The sequence below is a fragment of the Pseudomonas sp. P8_241 genome (genome assembly GCF_034008315.1).
Lineage (GTDB): Bacteria > Pseudomonadota > Gammaproteobacteria > Pseudomonadales > Pseudomonadaceae > Aquipseudomonas.
Window position 1 is genome coordinate 651573 of record NZ_CP125377.1, and the last position, 14753, is coordinate 666325.

14 protein-coding genes are annotated in these 14753 nt (G+C 58.9%); 13 read left to right on the top strand and 1 reads right to left on the bottom strand.

Going from position 1 to position 14753, the window contains the following annotated elements; translation table 11 throughout:
• Position 1 precedes the first annotated feature (1 nt).
• From waaC to QMK58_RS02940, 13 genes are all read left to right on the top strand, one after another.
• Entirely contained in the window at positions 2 to 1063 is a 1062-nt protein-coding gene (gene waaC, locus QMK58_RS02880) for a lipopolysaccharide heptosyltransferase I (RefSeq protein WP_053153544.1), read from the top strand.
• Positions 1063 to 2187 carry a glycosyltransferase family 4 protein gene (locus QMK58_RS02885; protein ID WP_320395850.1) on the top strand — a complete coding sequence of 375 codons (1125 nt, stop codon included), beginning with the start codon at positions 1063 to 1065 and terminating at the stop codon, positions 2185 to 2187. Before waaC ends, QMK58_RS02885 begins: the two co-directional genes overlap by 1 nt.
• Positions 2184 to 2990, top strand: coding sequence for a lipopolysaccharide core heptose(I) kinase RfaP (gene rfaP / locus QMK58_RS02890; protein WP_053153552.1), 807 nt, complete (start codon positions 2184 to 2186; stop codon positions 2988 to 2990). Before QMK58_RS02885 ends, rfaP begins: the two co-directional genes overlap by 4 nt.
• Positions 2990 to 3724, top strand: a complete 735-nt coding sequence (locus QMK58_RS02895) for a lipopolysaccharide kinase InaA family protein (RefSeq protein WP_053153555.1) — start codon at positions 2990 to 2992, stop codon at positions 3722 to 3724. The genes rfaP and QMK58_RS02895 overlap by 1 nt, the downstream gene beginning before the upstream one ends.
• Positions 3721 to 4473 (top strand): lipopolysaccharide kinase InaA family protein, encoded by a 753-nt coding sequence (locus QMK58_RS02900; RefSeq protein WP_053153558.1) that lies wholly within the window; start codon positions 3721 to 3723, stop codon positions 4471 to 4473. Before QMK58_RS02895 ends, QMK58_RS02900 begins: the two co-directional genes overlap by 4 nt.
• On the top strand, positions 4473 to 5924 hold the full coding sequence (locus QMK58_RS02905; RefSeq protein ID WP_320395851.1) for a lipopolysaccharide kinase InaA family protein: 1452 nt from the start codon (positions 4473 to 4475) through the stop codon (positions 5922 to 5924). Before QMK58_RS02900 ends, QMK58_RS02905 begins: the two co-directional genes overlap by 1 nt.
• Before the next feature lie 229 nt (positions 5925 to 6153).
• Entirely contained in the window at positions 6154 to 6489 is a 336-nt protein-coding gene (locus tag QMK58_RS02910) for a YceK/YidQ family lipoprotein (RefSeq protein ID WP_053154083.1), read from the top strand.
• Between the two features lie 171 nt (positions 6490 to 6660).
• Positions 6661 to 8418 (top strand): carbamoyltransferase, encoded by a 1758-nt coding sequence (locus QMK58_RS02915; RefSeq protein ID WP_053153564.1) that lies wholly within the window; start codon positions 6661 to 6663, stop codon positions 8416 to 8418.
• Positions 8402 to 9532 (top strand): glycosyltransferase, encoded by a 1131-nt coding sequence (locus QMK58_RS02920; RefSeq protein WP_053153567.1) that lies wholly within the window; start codon positions 8402 to 8404, stop codon positions 9530 to 9532. Before QMK58_RS02915 ends, QMK58_RS02920 begins: the two co-directional genes overlap by 17 nt.
• Positions 9532 to 10428 (top strand): antimicrobial resistance protein Mig-14, encoded by an 897-nt coding sequence (locus tag QMK58_RS02925; RefSeq protein ID WP_053153570.1) that lies wholly within the window; start codon positions 9532 to 9534, stop codon positions 10426 to 10428. The genes QMK58_RS02920 and QMK58_RS02925 overlap by 1 nt, the downstream gene beginning before the upstream one ends.
• Positions 10429 to 10436: 8 nt before the next feature.
• Positions 10437 to 11837: a PIG-L deacetylase family protein gene (locus QMK58_RS02930; RefSeq protein ID WP_053154089.1), complete on the top strand. Its 1401-nt coding sequence runs from the start codon at positions 10437 to 10439 to the stop codon at positions 11835 to 11837.
• An 83-nt stretch (positions 11838 to 11920) separates the two neighbouring features.
• Complete coding sequence (locus tag QMK58_RS02935) at positions 11921 to 12877, top strand: glycosyltransferase (RefSeq protein ID WP_053153573.1); 957 nt, start codon at positions 11921 to 11923, stop codon at positions 12875 to 12877.
• 203 nt (positions 12878 to 13080) lie between these two features.
• The gene (locus QMK58_RS02940; RefSeq protein WP_320395852.1) at positions 13081 to 14175 is read left to right on the top strand and encodes a glycosyltransferase; all 1095 of its coding nucleotides are present in this window, start codon (positions 13081 to 13083) and stop codon (positions 14173 to 14175) included.
• Here the strand turns inward: QMK58_RS02940 and QMK58_RS02945 are convergent.
• Entirely contained in the window at positions 14170 to 14736 is a 567-nt protein-coding gene (locus QMK58_RS02945; protein WP_256220553.1) for a toluene tolerance protein, read from the bottom strand. The genes QMK58_RS02940 and QMK58_RS02945 overlap by 6 nt on opposite strands.
• Positions 14737 to 14753 lie beyond the last annotated feature (17 nt).

Below are 14753 nucleotides of genomic sequence, written 5' to 3' on the forward strand. Positions count from 1 at the left end.
TTTGCGCGTTCTGTTGATCAAGACTTCATCGCTGGGCGACGTGATTCACGCGTTACCGGCGCTGACCGACGCGGCGCGGGCAATTCCCGGCATCCAGTTCGACTGGGTGGTGGAAGAGGGCTTCGCCGAAATCCCGACCTGGCACCCGGCCGTGGGCAAGGTGATTCCGGTGGCGATCCGTCGCTGGCGTAAAAACATCTGGCAAACCATCAAGAGTGGTGAGTGGAAGCGATTCAAGCAAAGCGTTCGCTCCACGAAATACGATCTGGTGATCGACGCCCAAGGCCTGTTGAAAAGTGCTTGGTTGACCCGTTACGTCAAGGCGCCGGTGGCCGGACTGGACAAGCGCTCGGCGCGCGAACCGATCGCCGCGCGTTTTTACGATCGGCGCCTGGCAGTTGCCCGTGGTCAGCACGCTGTGGAGCGGGTTCGTCAGTTGTTCGCCATCGCGCTGGGCTATGACTTGCCCAAAGGTCTGGGTGACTACGGTCTGAATGTCGAGCGCATGGTGGAGTTGCCGCGCAAGAATCCCTACGTGCTGTTTTTGCATGGCACCACCTGGGACACTAAGCACTGGCCCGAAGCCTACTGGCGCGAACTGACCGAGCGCGTAGGTTATCTCGGTGTAGGCGTGAAATTGCCTTGGGGCAATCCGCTGGAGAAAGCCCGTGCCGAGCGCATTGCGTCGGGTTTCAAACACGCCGAAGTCCTGCCGAAGCTGAACCTGGCCGGTGTCGGCAAGGTGCTGGCCGGTGCGCAGGCCTGTGTCGCGGTGGATACCGGTCTTGGCCATTTGGCGGCCGCGCTGGATGTGCCGACGCTATCGTTGTTCGGCCCGACCAACCCGGGGCTGACCGGCGCCTACGGCAAATCGCAGATTCACTTGGCCAGCGACTTCCCCTGTGCGCCGTGCCTGCAAAAGAAATGTACGTATCAACCGACGGCCGAAGATGCCCGTCAGTTTGACCTGAAACGCGAGTGGCCCCTGTGCTTCACGCGCCTGAATCCCGAGCGTGTCGCCAGCCGTCTGAGCACGTTGTTACTGGCTGAGGAGCTGCGTTGATGCAATTGGCATTTGTTCTGTACAAATACTTTCCGTTTGGCGGTTTGCAGCGCGATTTCATGCGCATCGCTCTGGAGTGCCAGAAGCGCGGTCATCAGATTCGCGTCTACACGCTGATCTGGGAAGGCGACGTGCCGCCGGGCTTTGAAGTGCTGGTGGCGCCGGTCAAGGCGTTCTTCAATCATCGGCGCAATGAAAAACTCAGCGAGTGGATGGAGGCGGACCTGGCCAAGCGTCCGGTCGACCGCCTGATCGGCTTCAACAAGATGCCGGGCCTGGACGTCTACTACGCCGCCGACGGCTGTTTCGAAGACAAAGCGCAGAACCTGCGTAACTCGCTGTACCGTCGCTGGGGCCGCTATCGCCATTTCGCCGAGTACGAGCGGGCCGTGTTCGCCAAGGACGCCAAAACCGAGGTCTTGATGATCTCCGAAGTTCAGCAGCCACTGTTCATCAAGCATTACGACACACCGCTGGAGCGCTTCCATCTCTTGCCGCCGGGTATCGCCCAGGACCGTCGCCGACCGACGGATGCCGATGAGATTCGCGCCGGATTCCGTGCCGAATTCAACCTCAAGGACGATGAGCTGTTGCTGGTGCAGATCGGCTCCGGGTTCAAGACCAAGGGCGTGGATCGCAGCCTAAAGGCGTTGGCCGCATTGCCAGCTGACCTGAAGAAACGCACCCGCCTGTTTGTAATCGGCCAGGACGACCCCAAGTTATTCCAGATGCAGAGTGCGACACTGGGGCTTGGCGATAACGTGACGTTCCTTAAAGGGCGTAGCGATATCCCGCGTTTCCTGTTGGGTGCCGACCTGTTGATACATCCGGCGTACAACGAAAATACCGGTACCGTTCTGCTTGAAGCCCTGGTCGCCGGGTTGCCGGTGCTGGTGAGCGCGGTCTGCGGTTATGCGCATTACATTGCCGAGGCTGACGCTGGCCTTGTGCTGGATGAGCCTTTCGAACAGGCACAACTGACGCAGTGCCTGACCGGCATGTTGAACGACGCTCAAGCAAGGGCGGCCTGGAGCCGAAACGGTCTGGCCTTCGCCGAGACGGCCGACCTCTACAGCATGCCGCAGCACGCGGCCGATGTGATTCTGGCGGAGCACGCTAAATGAAGTTGATGCTGGCTGAACCGTTCAAGAGCCTCTGGGCCGGACGTGACCCGTTCGCCGAAGTCGAGGGTTTGCAGGGCGAAGTGTACCGTGAGCTTGAAGCACGCCGTACCCTGCGCACCGAGGTGAACGGCCACGGGTTTTTCGTGAAGATCCACCGTGGCATCGGCTGGGGTGAAATCTTCAAGAACCTGCTCACCGCCAAACTGCCGGTGCTCGGCGCGGGTCAGGAGTGGAAGGCCATTCAACGCCTGCACGAAGCCGGCGTGCCGACCATGACCGCCGTCGCTTACGGCGAAAAGGGCAGCAATCCGGCCGACCAGCATTCATTTATCGTCACCGAAGAACTGGCGCCAACCGTCAGTCTCGAAGATTTCAGTATCAACTGGCTCAAGCAACCGCCGGAGCCAAGGCTCAAGCGTGCGCTGATCGCCGAAGTCGCGCGCATGACGGGCATGATGCACCGTGCTGGCGTCAATCACCGCGACTGCTACATCTGCCATTTCCTGCTGCACACCGACAAACCGGTGACCTTTGATGACTTCAAACTGTCGGTGATCGACCTGCATCGCGCCCAGACCCGCCCGGCGATCACCCAGCGCTGGCGCAACAAGGATCTGGCGGCACTGTACTTTTCCGCGCTGGACATCGGTCTGACCCGGCGCGACAAGCTGCGCTTCCTCAAGGGCTATTTCCAGCGGCCTCTGCGGCAGATTCTGGGCGAGGAGGCCGGGTTGCTGAACTGGCTCGAAGGCAAGGCCAACAAACTTTACGACCGAAAACAGCGATACGGAGATGCGCTCTGATGTCGGGTTGGAGACTGGAGCCGGCATACAGTGATCTGGCAGAGGACTTCGGCAGCCTGGAGGCCGTGTTCTCGCTCCAGGGCGAGCGGCTGACTCGAGATCCGCTGTCCGAGGTCATCCGCGTGCGGCGCAATGGCGTCAATTACTACGTCAAACGCTATGTCGGCGCTGGCAAGGGGTTGCGTCGCTATATCGGTAAACCCCGAGTGAAGATGGAGTGGCAAAATCTCAAGCGCTTCGCCAAGTGGGGAATTCCCACTGCCGAAGTAGTGGCGTGGGGGCTCGAACGACGCGGAGCGGCGTACGATCGCGGTGCGATGATCACCCGCGAGCTGCCCAATACCGAAGACTTGTCGGCATTAGCCGAACGCCACGACCCGAAACTGGCGGATCGCGCCTGGGTAGATAGCGTCAGTCGCCAGTTGGCCCAGTACACCCGAACCATGCACGACCACCGCTTCACCCATAACGATCTGAAGTGGCGCAACCTGCTGATCGACGATCAGGCTCAGCTGTTCCTGATCGATTGCCCCAACGGTGATTTCTGGCGCGGGTTCTGGCTCAAGTACCGCATTACCAAGGATCTGGCATGCCTGGACAAGGTTGCCAAGTATCAACTGTCGGCCACGCAGCGCCTGCGCTTCTACCTGCAATACCGCAATCGGACCCGGCTCAATGCGGCCGATAAAAAACGCATCCGGCATGTGGTGAGATTTTTCGAGGGACGCGAATGACTGATTTCCTGGCGGCTGAAGATCGTGCGCTGCTCGAGCGACATGGTCTCGGCACGTTCGATGCCCTCTGGGCCAAGCAGCTCGAGGCGGTGGATGAACCCAACACCGGTCGGGGAGGCTGGAGCAGCGTGTTTCGGCTGGATCTGGAAGGTCAGGGCTTTTACCTGAAACGCCAGAGCAATTACATGACCCGCACGTTGCGCGCGCCGTTCGGCGAGCCGAGCTTTGCCCACGAATTTCGAAACATCGTGCGCTATCAGAAGTTGGGCATTCCGGCGCTGCAAGCGGCGTTCTACGGCGTGCGAAAGATCGATGGAGAGGTCCGCGCGATCCTGTTGACCCGAGCCCTGGATGGCTGGGACGATCTGGATTCGCTGTTGCAGCGCTGGTCGCAGCTGAGCCCGCAGCAGCACTCGCAAATCCTCAAGGCCTGCGGTGAACTGGCGCGGCAACTGCACGCCAAGCGTCAGGTGCATGGTTGCTTCTACCCCAAGCACATCTTTCTGAGAGCGACCGCAAAAGGCTATCAGGGTCAATTGATCGATCTGGAAAAGACCCGGCCGTTGCTTTACGGGCAGCGTGACCGGGTCAAGGACCTGGAGCCTTTGACACGCCGCGCCCCCGAGTGGGACGTGTCGCAATTGCGTGAATTGCTCGCCGCTTATCTGGATCAAGGTCAGGAAAGCTCTCTGATCGACAGCTGGTTACAGCGTCTTACGGCGCGCCGTAGTCACAAGGGGCCGCGTTGATGCGCTTGTCTGAACTGAAATCCGCTGGCCGTAGTCCAGACTTGCCACTGAATGTGACACTTGCTGACGCCGCTGGCCCTGCCGATCTGCAACTACTGAGCCTATTGCGGGTATTGCCGGGGCAGCGCTACGTCGGTGCCGGTGTCTGGCGTGGCCGACCGGTGCTGGCCAAGTTGCTGGTCGGCCATAAGGCGGCACGACATTTTCAGCGGGAGCTGGACGGTGTGCGCTTGCTCGCCGCTCAAGGACTGACCACGCCGCAACTGCTGGCCGATGGCCTGAAGGACGGCGAGGGTGGCTGGCTGTTGTTTGAGTTTCTGGAGCGCGCCGAAAGCCTGGGCGATACCTGGAAACAGGTTGAGCAACAGCCTGAATTGTCCGATGGGCAAGGAGCGGTGCTGGCTGAGGCCTTGGGCGCAATCGGTCAAATGCATCGCAGGGGCCTGTGGCAGGAAGACTTGCACCTGGACAATCTGTTGCGCCAGGGCGGTCGTCTGTACTTGATCGATGGTGCCGGAATCTGCTCGGAAACACCGGGCAAACCGCTTTCGCGACAGAAAGTCCTGGAAAACCTCGGGGTGTTTTTCGCTCAGCTGCCCACATCGCTGGATCCGTTCATCGAAGAGTTGCTGGTGTATTACCTGCTCAGCAACGGCGAGCATGCCCTGCCCATGGAGGCGCTGCAAAAGCAGATCGACAAAGTCCGCCAATGGCGCCTCAAGGATTATCTGATCAAGGTTGGCCGTGAGTGCTCGTTGTTCAGTGTGCAGCGCGGTGCGTTCGGTTTGCGGGCGATTCGTCGTGAGGAAGAGGCGGCCATGTTGCCGGTGCTTGAGCAGGCCGACGCGTTGCTTGATCAGGGACACCTCTACAAAACCGGCGGCGCGGCGAGTGTCGGCAAGGTTGAGGTGAATGGCCGCACTTTGGTGATCAAACGCTACAACATCAAGGGGTTTGCCCACTGGCTCAAGCGTTTCTGGCGCCCGAGTCGCGCCTGGCATTCCTGGCGCGAAGGCAATCGTCTGGCGTTCCTCGGCATTGCCACGCCCAAGCCGCTGGCGTTGCTGGAAAAGCGTTTTCTGTGGTTGCGCAGCCGGGCTTACCTGGTCACCGAGTATTTGCCGGGGCCCGACATCATCGAGAGGTTTGCGCCCTATGTTGAGAGTGGCGATGCGCCGGAGTCCGAGCTGGTCGCGCTGGATCATCTGTTTGCCGAGCTGATTCGTCTGCGTATCAGCCATGGCGACTTCAAGGGGCATAACCTGTTCTGGCACGAGGATCGCTGGGCGCTGATCGATCTTGATTCAATGTGTCAGCACGGCACTGTAGGCAGCTTTGCCCCCGCCTATTTGCGCGATCGTGCGCGGTTCATGCGCAACTGGGCCGAGAGCAGTGCGCTGTATCAGAAAATCGATCAACGTCTGCCCAAAGACGTTTCGAGCGCTATTTAAACTCTTTCGCGAGCTGAATCGCTCCCACAAAGGATCCGGGTCGAGCGCACAATTTGTGTTCGCATCGGATCGCATGGGCGCGCGAGGTTGCTCGCGAGGACGTCGCAATTGCCAACCGATAAAGCAGACAAACTCTGATGAATTGTCCTACGCGATCCTGGGACGCCATGAACTGTGGCTGACATCGCCCCGATGCTAGTTTGTCTGACGTTCTCGGGGGGGCAAGATGTTGGCGATGAAAAAAGCTGTGACGCTGGGCGTTTTTTCATGGGTTTTGACCGGCTGCGGCACCGTCATGAGCGTCTTGCAGAGCGATGCCGACGTTGCTCAGGATTTGCGCAGGCAAAAAACCTACTGCCAGGCCATTCCGCGGGTTTATAGCGGGCTGGCCTATGATTTCTGCATGTTGAATGGGCCACCCCAGCCCGGTGGAATCATGGCGCCAGCCTTGTTGCTGGATCTTCCACTATCTGGCGTGTTTGACACGATTTCGCTGCCATATACGATTTACCGTCAGTTTGCGGATGGTCATATCGGCATTTACTGGCGCACCGGTGGTAGTTGAGCCGCCAGGAGATGTTTCTGCAGGGCGATTACCCTGGGGCAATTCGCAAAGGGTCATTCCCTCCACGTTTACGCTATAATCCCGCCCTTTAGCTGTCTCTCGCCCCTTGCGAGGGCACATTAATTTTTGAGGCGCTTGCGCCTGCACGCAGACTAAAGAGGCTAGACCCCTGTGGCATTGACGATTCTTGGCCTGTCCGGCGCCCTTAGCCATGATCCTTCCGCAGCCCTGTATATCGACGGCAAGCTGGTCGCGGCCGCTGAAGAAGAGCGCTTCGTACGCGATAAACATGCAAAGAACCGCATGCCCTACGAATCGGCAAAATTCTGCCTGGAGCAGGCCGGTATCAAACCTTCCGACGTTGACGTGGTAGCGATTCCATTCGCCCCGATCAGCTTGTTCGGCAAGGCCCGCTGGCAGTACGCCAAGCGTTACTGGTACGCCCCGGACCGTGCACTCGACGCGATCCTGATGGGCAACCGTCGCTACAAGCGCTATCGCAACAAGATCGTCTGGTGCCTGGAGCAACTGGGTTTTGATCCGAAGAAAATCAAGATCGAGCCGGTCGAACACCACCTGGCCCACGCCTCCAGCGCTTATCACTGCTCCGGTTTCAAAGAGAAAACCGCGATCCTGGGCATCGACGGCAAGGGCGAGTACGCCACGACCTTCTTCGGTTATGGCGAAAACGGAAAGATCCACAAGATCAAGGAATTCTTCGATCCGGACTCCCTCGGCGGCCTGTATGGCGCGATTACCGAGTTTCTCGGTTTCGATATGCTCGATGGTGAGTTCAAGGTCATGGGCATGGCGCCGTACGGCGACGCCAGCAAATACGATTTCTCGCGCCTGGCTTCGTTCGAAAACGGCGAGCTGGTGATCAACACCGACTACGCCAACGTCATCGGCCTGCGTCGCTACAAAGAGAAAGGCAAGGGCTACTACTTCTCGCCGAAGCTGATCGAGTGGCTGGGTCCCAAGCGCGAAGGCGATATCGCCGATGAACCTTACATCCACTACGCCGCGAGCATTCAAGCGCTGTTCGAAAAAATATCGCTGCAGATGATCGACCACTACCTGGGCGACGTGCTCAAGGAAACCGGCAAACTGGCCTACGCCGGTGGCTGTGCGTTGAACGTCAAGCTCAACCAGAAAATCATTGCCCGCGACGACGTCAAAGAACTGTTTGTGCAGCCTGCATCCGGCGATGCCGGTACCGCAGTCGGCGCCGCCGCCTATGTGTCCCACGCCCGTGGCGTCCCGGTCGAGAAGATGGAACACGTCTACCTCGGCCCGTCGTACAGCAACGAAGACGTGATCGCAGCCTGCGCCCGTCATGTCGACAAGCCGAACTGGCGCAAGCTCGACAACATGCCCGAGCAGATCGCCAAAATCATGGTCGATGGCAACCCGGTGGCCTGGTTCCAGGGCCGCATGGAGTTCGGTCCGCGTGCACTGGGCGGTCGTTCGATCATCGGTTGCCCGAGCATTGCGGGCGTGGCTGACCGCATCAATCACCAGATCAAGTTCCGCGAGCGCTGGAGGCCTTTCTGCCCGTCGATGCTCGACACCGTGGCACCGCAGATGATCAAGATCGATCACCCGGCCCCGTTCATGACGTTCACCTTCGAAGTGGCGGAAGAGTGGAAAACCCGCGTGCCGGAAGTCGTCCACGAAGACGGTACCTCCCGCGCCCAGGTGCTCAAGCGCGAATACAACCCGCGTTACTACGACATGATGAAAGCGCTGGAAGTGCTGACCGGTAACGGCGTGTCGCTGAACACCTCGCTCAATCGTCGTGGCGAACCAATGATCTGCTCGCCGACGGACGCGTTGAACATGTTCTTCGGTTCCGATCTACAGTATTTGATCATGGAAGACATTCTGGTGGTTAAAGAGGGCGCAAACGCCTATGACACGCTCGGCTGAACGCCATGTGTTGCAGTTCTGTCACGGCTACGACGGCCCGTTTCTGGACTGCGCCCGGCAGTACGCCAGCCTGTTCGCGGGGACCGGCTATCGCGTGACCACGGTGTTTCTCACCGGGGTCGCCGATGCCGAAGTCGCTGCGGGGTGCGCCTCTGATGAAGTGCTGTTCATGGAGTACAGCTCCAAGGCCATTCGAGGCCTGAAGCTGGGTGCCATCGGCGATCTGCGTAAAATCGCCGCTTCGCGCAATTTCAGTTTCTGCATCGCTCATCGCTTCAAACCTGTTTACATCGCCTTGCTTGGCACATCGTTGCCGGTGATAGGCGTGCACCACGCTTTTGACGATTACAAGCGTGGCAGCCGCAAGCTGTTCGCGAATTTCTTTCGCAAGCGCCTGAGCTTGCTCGGCGTCTCCGATGCCGTGCGCGATGATATGCGCAGCTGCCTGCCGAAATGGCCGGCGTCGCGGATTCGTACGCTCTACAACCGGATCGATGTGGATACTTTGCAGGCAACCCAGGTGTTGGGCGCCGAAGCGCGGGAAACTCTCGGCCTGGCGGCGGACGCCTGGATTGTCGGCAACGTCGGGCGCCTGCATCCGGACAAGGATCAGGCCACGTTGCTGGACGGTTTTGCCAAAGCCCTGCCGGGCTTGCCGGCCAACAGCCAACTGGTGATCCTCGGTTCCGGGCGGTTGGAGGAAGATCTCAAGGCGCAGGCCCGTGAGCTCGGGATTGGTGATCGAGTGCTGTTTCTTGGTCAGGTCCCCGAGGCACGTCGCTATTTTCGTGCCTTCGATGTGTTTGCCCTGAGTTCCGATCACGAGCCGTTCGGCATGGTGCTGTTGGAGGCAATGTCTGCCGGAGTGCCATTGCTTGCAACCGCATGTGGTGGCGCGAAGGAAGTGGTTGAAGGCGTGGGCATTCTGTTCCCGCTGGGCGATGCCGAGCATTTGGCTCAAGGCCTGCAACATCTGGCTGCAATGGACGAGCAACAACATCGCCAATGCGCCGAGTTGATGCTTGAGCGCCTGTACGAGCGATTCTCCGACCGCGCGGTACGCGACGCTTTCTGGCACTTGCCGCATGTTACCGAACTGGCACAGAGGGGCTGATGCTCAACCGATTTCAAGGCTGGCGTGAACGTGGCTGGGCGGTAGTCGACGCCTCGGTTTATACCCAAACCTGGCAGCGTTATGGCGGCAGTGTTGCGACCCACCCCATGGTGGTCGAGCGTTTGGCAAAACTGGCCGACATCCCGGTTCGCTACCTCGCCTGGATGCAGGATGGCGACGTCAAGGCGGCCATTCCAACCTGGGGACGCGATCTGGCCTTGTCCAAGGACGTGCTCAAGCGCCGCGGCAAGAAAGGTCTGTTCGATCTGGGGAATGCAGAGATCATTCTGCCCGCCGCGGCTGATGCTCAGGTGCCTTTGCGCCATCGCGGGCGCTATTTGTCGGCCCTGAACGAGGGCCGTTTCACCGGCATCAAGTTGCAGGCCGAGCAGTTGGCGATGGCCCGCACGCCCGAAGAACTGTCGAAGAAGTTTCGCTACAACCAGCGCCGTGAATTGCGATTGCTGGAAGAGGCGGGCGGCGTGGTGCGCCCGGTTTCTGAGTTTTCCAGCAGTGAACTGGGGGCGATCTATTGCGATCTGTTCCAGCGCCGTTGGGGCTTTCCAGCGACAGGTGCTGAACGCATGGCCGAGGTCATCGAGTTGTTGCGTGAGTTGCTGATCGGTTCGGTGATCTTTCTCAACGATGCGCCGATCGCGATTCAGCTGGTGTACCGCGTCGAGACGCCGCAGTGGATCAGTGTCGAGTACATCAATGGCGGCGTTGATCCTGAAACCCGCGAGTTCAGTCCCGGTAGCGTGTTGAGTTTTCTCAATACCCAAAGCGCCTGGGAACATGCCCGCGCGCAGGACAAGCCGTTGCGTTTTTCTTTCGGTCGTGCCGATCGTGAATACAAGGATCGCTGGTGCAACCCCGTACCGGTCTTCACCGTATGAGCCAAGTGATGAGTCGCAAACAACAGTTGCTCAAGCGTCACCGGCGCAACAAGCGCATAGCTCTGCTCAGTGCACTGGTGCTGCTGGTTATTATCGGTGTGCTGGTCGCCTGGTGGGTGCCGCTGATGCTCGCGGTGCTGGGCTGGATCGCCCACGAGGCCTGGTTTGCCGACCATCTTTTCTACTCACCCACTGACGATTATGAGTACAGCTTCCCACCCTACACGCCACAGCCAAAGGTGCACCTGAGCGGCGATCAGCTGCGGCTGGACGATGGTGTCATGCTGGTCGACGATGCGACGCTGGTATTGGCGTTGCGAATCAAAAGCACATGGTTGGGGCGGTTCCTCGATCCGGTGATCGAATTGGCCGGGGGAGATAAACCAGACCGACAGGCTTTCGAACGTGGTGTGGACGGTTTGCGTTACCTGAACCTCAGTGGTCAGGCGCAGACACTGTCACAAGGTAAATTACGTCTGCGCGGGCGTTTCTGCCGATTGCTCGGCGAGCCTGTGCTGTGGGCCTTCGAACATCCCGACTACCGTCGTCAGCGGGTGATGGTCATCGCGCCCCATGCCGATGATGCGGAGTTGGCGGCTTACGGCTTGTACAGCCAGGCCGATGAAGCCTGGATCGTCACGCTGACTGCCGGTGAAATTGAAGCTGAACACTATCAGCAGATGGGATTGGACAAGGTCCAAGCTGCGCGTCTGAAAGGCCGATTGCGAACCTGGGACAGCATTGCAGTGCCGCGTTGGGCGGGGGTGCCCGAAGCACGCTGCGTGCAGCTTGGCTATTTCTGTCTGCAACTGGCGACCATGCAAGCTTCGCCGACTCAGCCGGCAGGCTCGCGCGAGGCGGACCTGAGTGACACTCGCCTGTTTCGCCAGTTGAATCCATTTGCGCTGCCGGGTGATGTCGATGGCGCGCCGACCTGGAACAACCTGGTGGCCGACCTGCGAGAATTGCTGCTGCGGGCTCAGCCCGAGGTGATTGTGCTGCCGCACCCGACCCTCGATCCGCACCCTGATCATATTTGTGCACATGCAGCCGTCCTTGAAGCCTTGAATGGGTTGCAATGGCAACCGACGCTACTGGGATACGCCAATCACTTGCATGACAACGATCGCTGGCCCATGGGTGATGCCGGTGCTGGCGTTGCGCTTGCGCCGAACTTTGATTCGACGCAGACAATGCATCCCTTCTGTCTTTTGCTGGCCCAGGCGCTGCAGCGTGATAAGGCCATGGCGCTGGGAATGATGCATGACCTGCAGCCTCGAGCCCCGCTCAAGCGAAGGTTGCGTCGCACGCTGCAACGGTTGTTAGCCGGGCGCTCCGGTTCGCCTTACGGTGAAAATGATTTTTTTCGCAAAGCTGTGCGCCGCCATGAGCTGTTCTGGCATTTGTAAAGTTTACGGGCCTGAAGTACACCTGCTGTGAGCGGGAAGGGTGTCAGGTGTTGCTGGGTGTGCCTGTTGCGGCAAGGAAAACGATGAAAGTTCTATTTCTGGTACAGAAGGATCAGCGGGCCATCCTGGACCGTTTATATGACGGCGTGGCAGCTCATTGCGAGTGCGACCTACGGTGGCTGAGCAGCGATGAGCAGCGCAACCTGCGCAGTTATTTCCGCCGCGAAGTCGATGTATCGCAATATGACCGAATCGTGTTTTTCCTGCGTTTCAAGCAGGAAATTCGCCAGGTCGGATTTATCCGCACGATTCCCAATCTGGTGATTCTCGAACACGATGCCTACCAGAATTACATTCCTTGCAAGTACACCGGTAAGTTCAGCGCGCACTACCGTCGGCTACCGTGGGCACGAATCATCAGTTCCGGTTTCGTGGTCACCGAGCGTTTGCGTGGCGAAGGATTCGACGCGGTGTTCGTTCCCAAGGGCTACGACCAGACTCAGCTTGAGGATCAAGGTCGAGACCGGGATATCGAACTGGCCTTTGTCGGCAGCACCAACAGCGTTGCCTACAGCGGGCGCAAAGCCCTGCTCGATGAGCTTGCCGACGTCGAACCCCTGGTGGTCACCCGTACGAAATCCGGTGAGGAATACCGCGACACACTCAACCGTATCCGTTTTTTTGTAAGCGCCGATGTCGGCATGGGCGAGTTCATGATCAAGAATTTCGAAGCCATGGCCTGCGGCTGTGTATTGCTGGCCTATGACCAGGGAGAGCCGGAGAGTCAGGCGCTGGGGCTGCGGGATATGCACAACATTGTTTTCTACCGGGACATTGCTCAACTTCGGGAAAAACTGGGCAAATTGCGCAGCGATCCGGATCTGGCAGAGCGTATCGCTCGAAACGGTCGAGACCTGGCTGTCAGTCAGTTCAGTTTTGCGCGAATCGGTCAGCAGATCGTTGAGGCGCTCAATCCGCCTTTGCGAGTTCGTGCGCCGCTGAGTCTGTTGGAAAAGGTCCGGTCGAAGCTGGGTATTTGACAAGCGTTGCCCGGCCATTGATATTGCTGGCGGCCTCTGGTTCTTGTTGGGAATCAGAGGCTTTTTTTCATAGAAAGCGAAATCGCATCGGGTTGCCGATCGTGCGCCCCAGTTATCGGTTGCAGTGGTGAAAAAGTGGTTGGTCCAACAACTGAACGCAATACGGCTTGTCTAAAGAATCCCCAGTCCCGGCTTTTTTCCCTATGAGTATCGTCAACGTCATGTGGGCAAGCGGTGCACCGTTCGCCTCGACTCATAAGGTGCACCACCAGATTTTGTCTCAAGCTCCGGCGGCGGCTTCGATTGAAACGTGGCTGCTTCAGGGGCATGCATCCGAATGTGGCGTGTTCGTCGGCAAGGTCCGTGAGTGGGGATTGTCCTCTGCCCGATTGAAGGGGCGACATTTCTGGCGGCTGACCCAGCCCTGGATGCACTACGGTTTTCAGCGTGCCCTCAAGGCCAGCGATGCGCGGGTGCTACTGCTTGATGGCCTGGGTGTCGCACGCGCGCTGTTACCCGTTGTCGAGGAAATGCCACATCTGCACGCGGTGGTGATTTTCCATGGCTCGACGCGGCTTAATGCGTTTGATCGAGCGCTCTTCAGGCGGCTACCGGCTACCCGGATGACATTGGTCGCGGTGTCACAAACCCTGGCGACTTCATTGAATCAGGATCTGCAACTTCCGGTCATGACCCTGCGTAGTGCTTTCGATCCCGCTGCCTTTCGTTCGGCCTTGCTTACACGCGAGCAAGCGCGTGCCCGTTTAGGTCTGCCTCTGGATAACACACCGGTTCTGGGAGCCGTGGGGCGTCTGGTCGCTGGAAAAGGTTTTGGCTGCCTGCTCGATGCCTTTGCTGCGGCATTGCATGAACGGCCCGATATGCAACTGGTGATTGTTGGCGAGGGGGCGGTCCGTGCCGAACTGGAGGCTCGAATTGAGGCATTGGGCCTGCGCGACAACGTCTTGTTAACGGGGCATCTGAGTGATGTGGCGCAGCTCTATCGAGCATTCGACTGGGTGGCGATGCCGTCACTGAGCGAAGGCCTGGGCCTGATCATGCAGGAAGCGGTCATGGCGGGTGTCCCGGTACTGGCCAGTGACCTCGAAGTATTTCGTGAACAACTTGCCCATAGCGGCTGGTTTGCGCCCGTAGAGGATGTGAACGCCTGGCGCGACGCTATCGTGCGAGCGTTCAACGTCTCGGCCAGGACGATCGCAGCAGATCAGTATCAGGAGCTTGCCCCGGATCAAGCCTGGCAGAGCTTCCGCCAGACGTCCCGGGCATTGCTCTCATGACGGCAGCAATGCCTGTTCGAGTGCGTTCATTGGAAAGCTGTCGTTCAGGTTTTCGCGTGCAATATAGCGAGCGAAGTGCTGCAGGTTGCGCCTGATCAAGTGCCGGGGTAGCGGCGCACGCAGAAAGCGCATGTCCGCCACGTCAATAAGGCCCATGCGTTTGTCTGGAGTAACTACAATGTTGCCTAGGTGCAGTGACCGAAAGTAGATCCCTGATTGATGAAGACTTCGTATCAGCCCCACAAGGTCTGGCAGTGCCTGCTGCCAGGTGAAGCCTTCCTTGCTGGCGATCTGGCGCAGGGTTTCCCCAGGCAGAGGTCGATAAAGTACCGCCGTCATGCCCGGGGTTTGCAGTTTGTGGTAGTGCAGGACCTCCAGGGTCGGCACGCCAAGTTTTTGCAACTCGACAGCATTGTCGATGAAACGTTTCGAGTAGGGGCGCAGCATCGCGGAAGAAAAAATGCGCTTGCGACGGAACAGTTTGAGAATATTCCCATTCTGCAACAGATAGACTTTCGGCCCGTAGCTGTCGGCTTCAAGTACTCTGGCACCTTCAATCATCTGATTTAGAGTGGCTT

Excerpts from the sequence above, each read along its gene's own strand:
- rfaP (WP_053153552.1), top strand. The coding sequence starts at position 2,184 with ATGAAGTTGATGCTGGCTGAACCGTTCAAGAGCCTCTGGGCCGGACGT.
- QMK58_RS02925 (WP_053153570.1), top strand. The coding sequence starts at position 9,532 with ATGCTCAACCGATTTCAAGGCTGGCGTGAACGTGGCTGGGCGGTAGTC.
- QMK58_RS02905 (WP_320395851.1), top strand. The coding sequence starts at position 4,473 with ATGCGCTTGTCTGAACTGAAATCCGCTGGCCGTAGTCCAGACTTGCCA.
- QMK58_RS02885 (WP_320395850.1), top strand. The coding sequence starts at position 1,063 with ATGCAATTGGCATTTGTTCTGTACAAATACTTTCCGTTTGGCGGTTTG.
- QMK58_RS02930 (WP_053154089.1), top strand. The coding sequence starts at position 10,437 with ATGAGTCGCAAACAACAGTTGCTCAAGCGTCACCGGCGCAACAAGCGC.
- QMK58_RS02935 (WP_053153573.1), top strand. The coding sequence starts at position 11,921 with ATGAAAGTTCTATTTCTGGTACAGAAGGATCAGCGGGCCATCCTGGAC.
- QMK58_RS02940 (WP_320395852.1), top strand. The coding sequence starts at position 13,081 with ATGAGTATCGTCAACGTCATGTGGGCAAGCGGTGCACCGTTCGCCTCG.
- QMK58_RS02895 (WP_053153555.1), top strand. The coding sequence starts at position 2,990 with ATGTCGGGTTGGAGACTGGAGCCGGCATACAGTGATCTGGCAGAGGAC.
- QMK58_RS02900 (WP_053153558.1), top strand. The coding sequence starts at position 3,721 with ATGACTGATTTCCTGGCGGCTGAAGATCGTGCGCTGCTCGAGCGACAT.
- QMK58_RS02945 (WP_256220553.1), bottom strand. The coding sequence starts at position 14,736 with ATGATTGAAGGTGCCAGAGTACTTGAAGCCGACAGCTACGGGCCGAAA.
- QMK58_RS02920 (WP_053153567.1), top strand. The coding sequence starts at position 8,402 with ATGACACGCTCGGCTGAACGCCATGTGTTGCAGTTCTGTCACGGCTAC.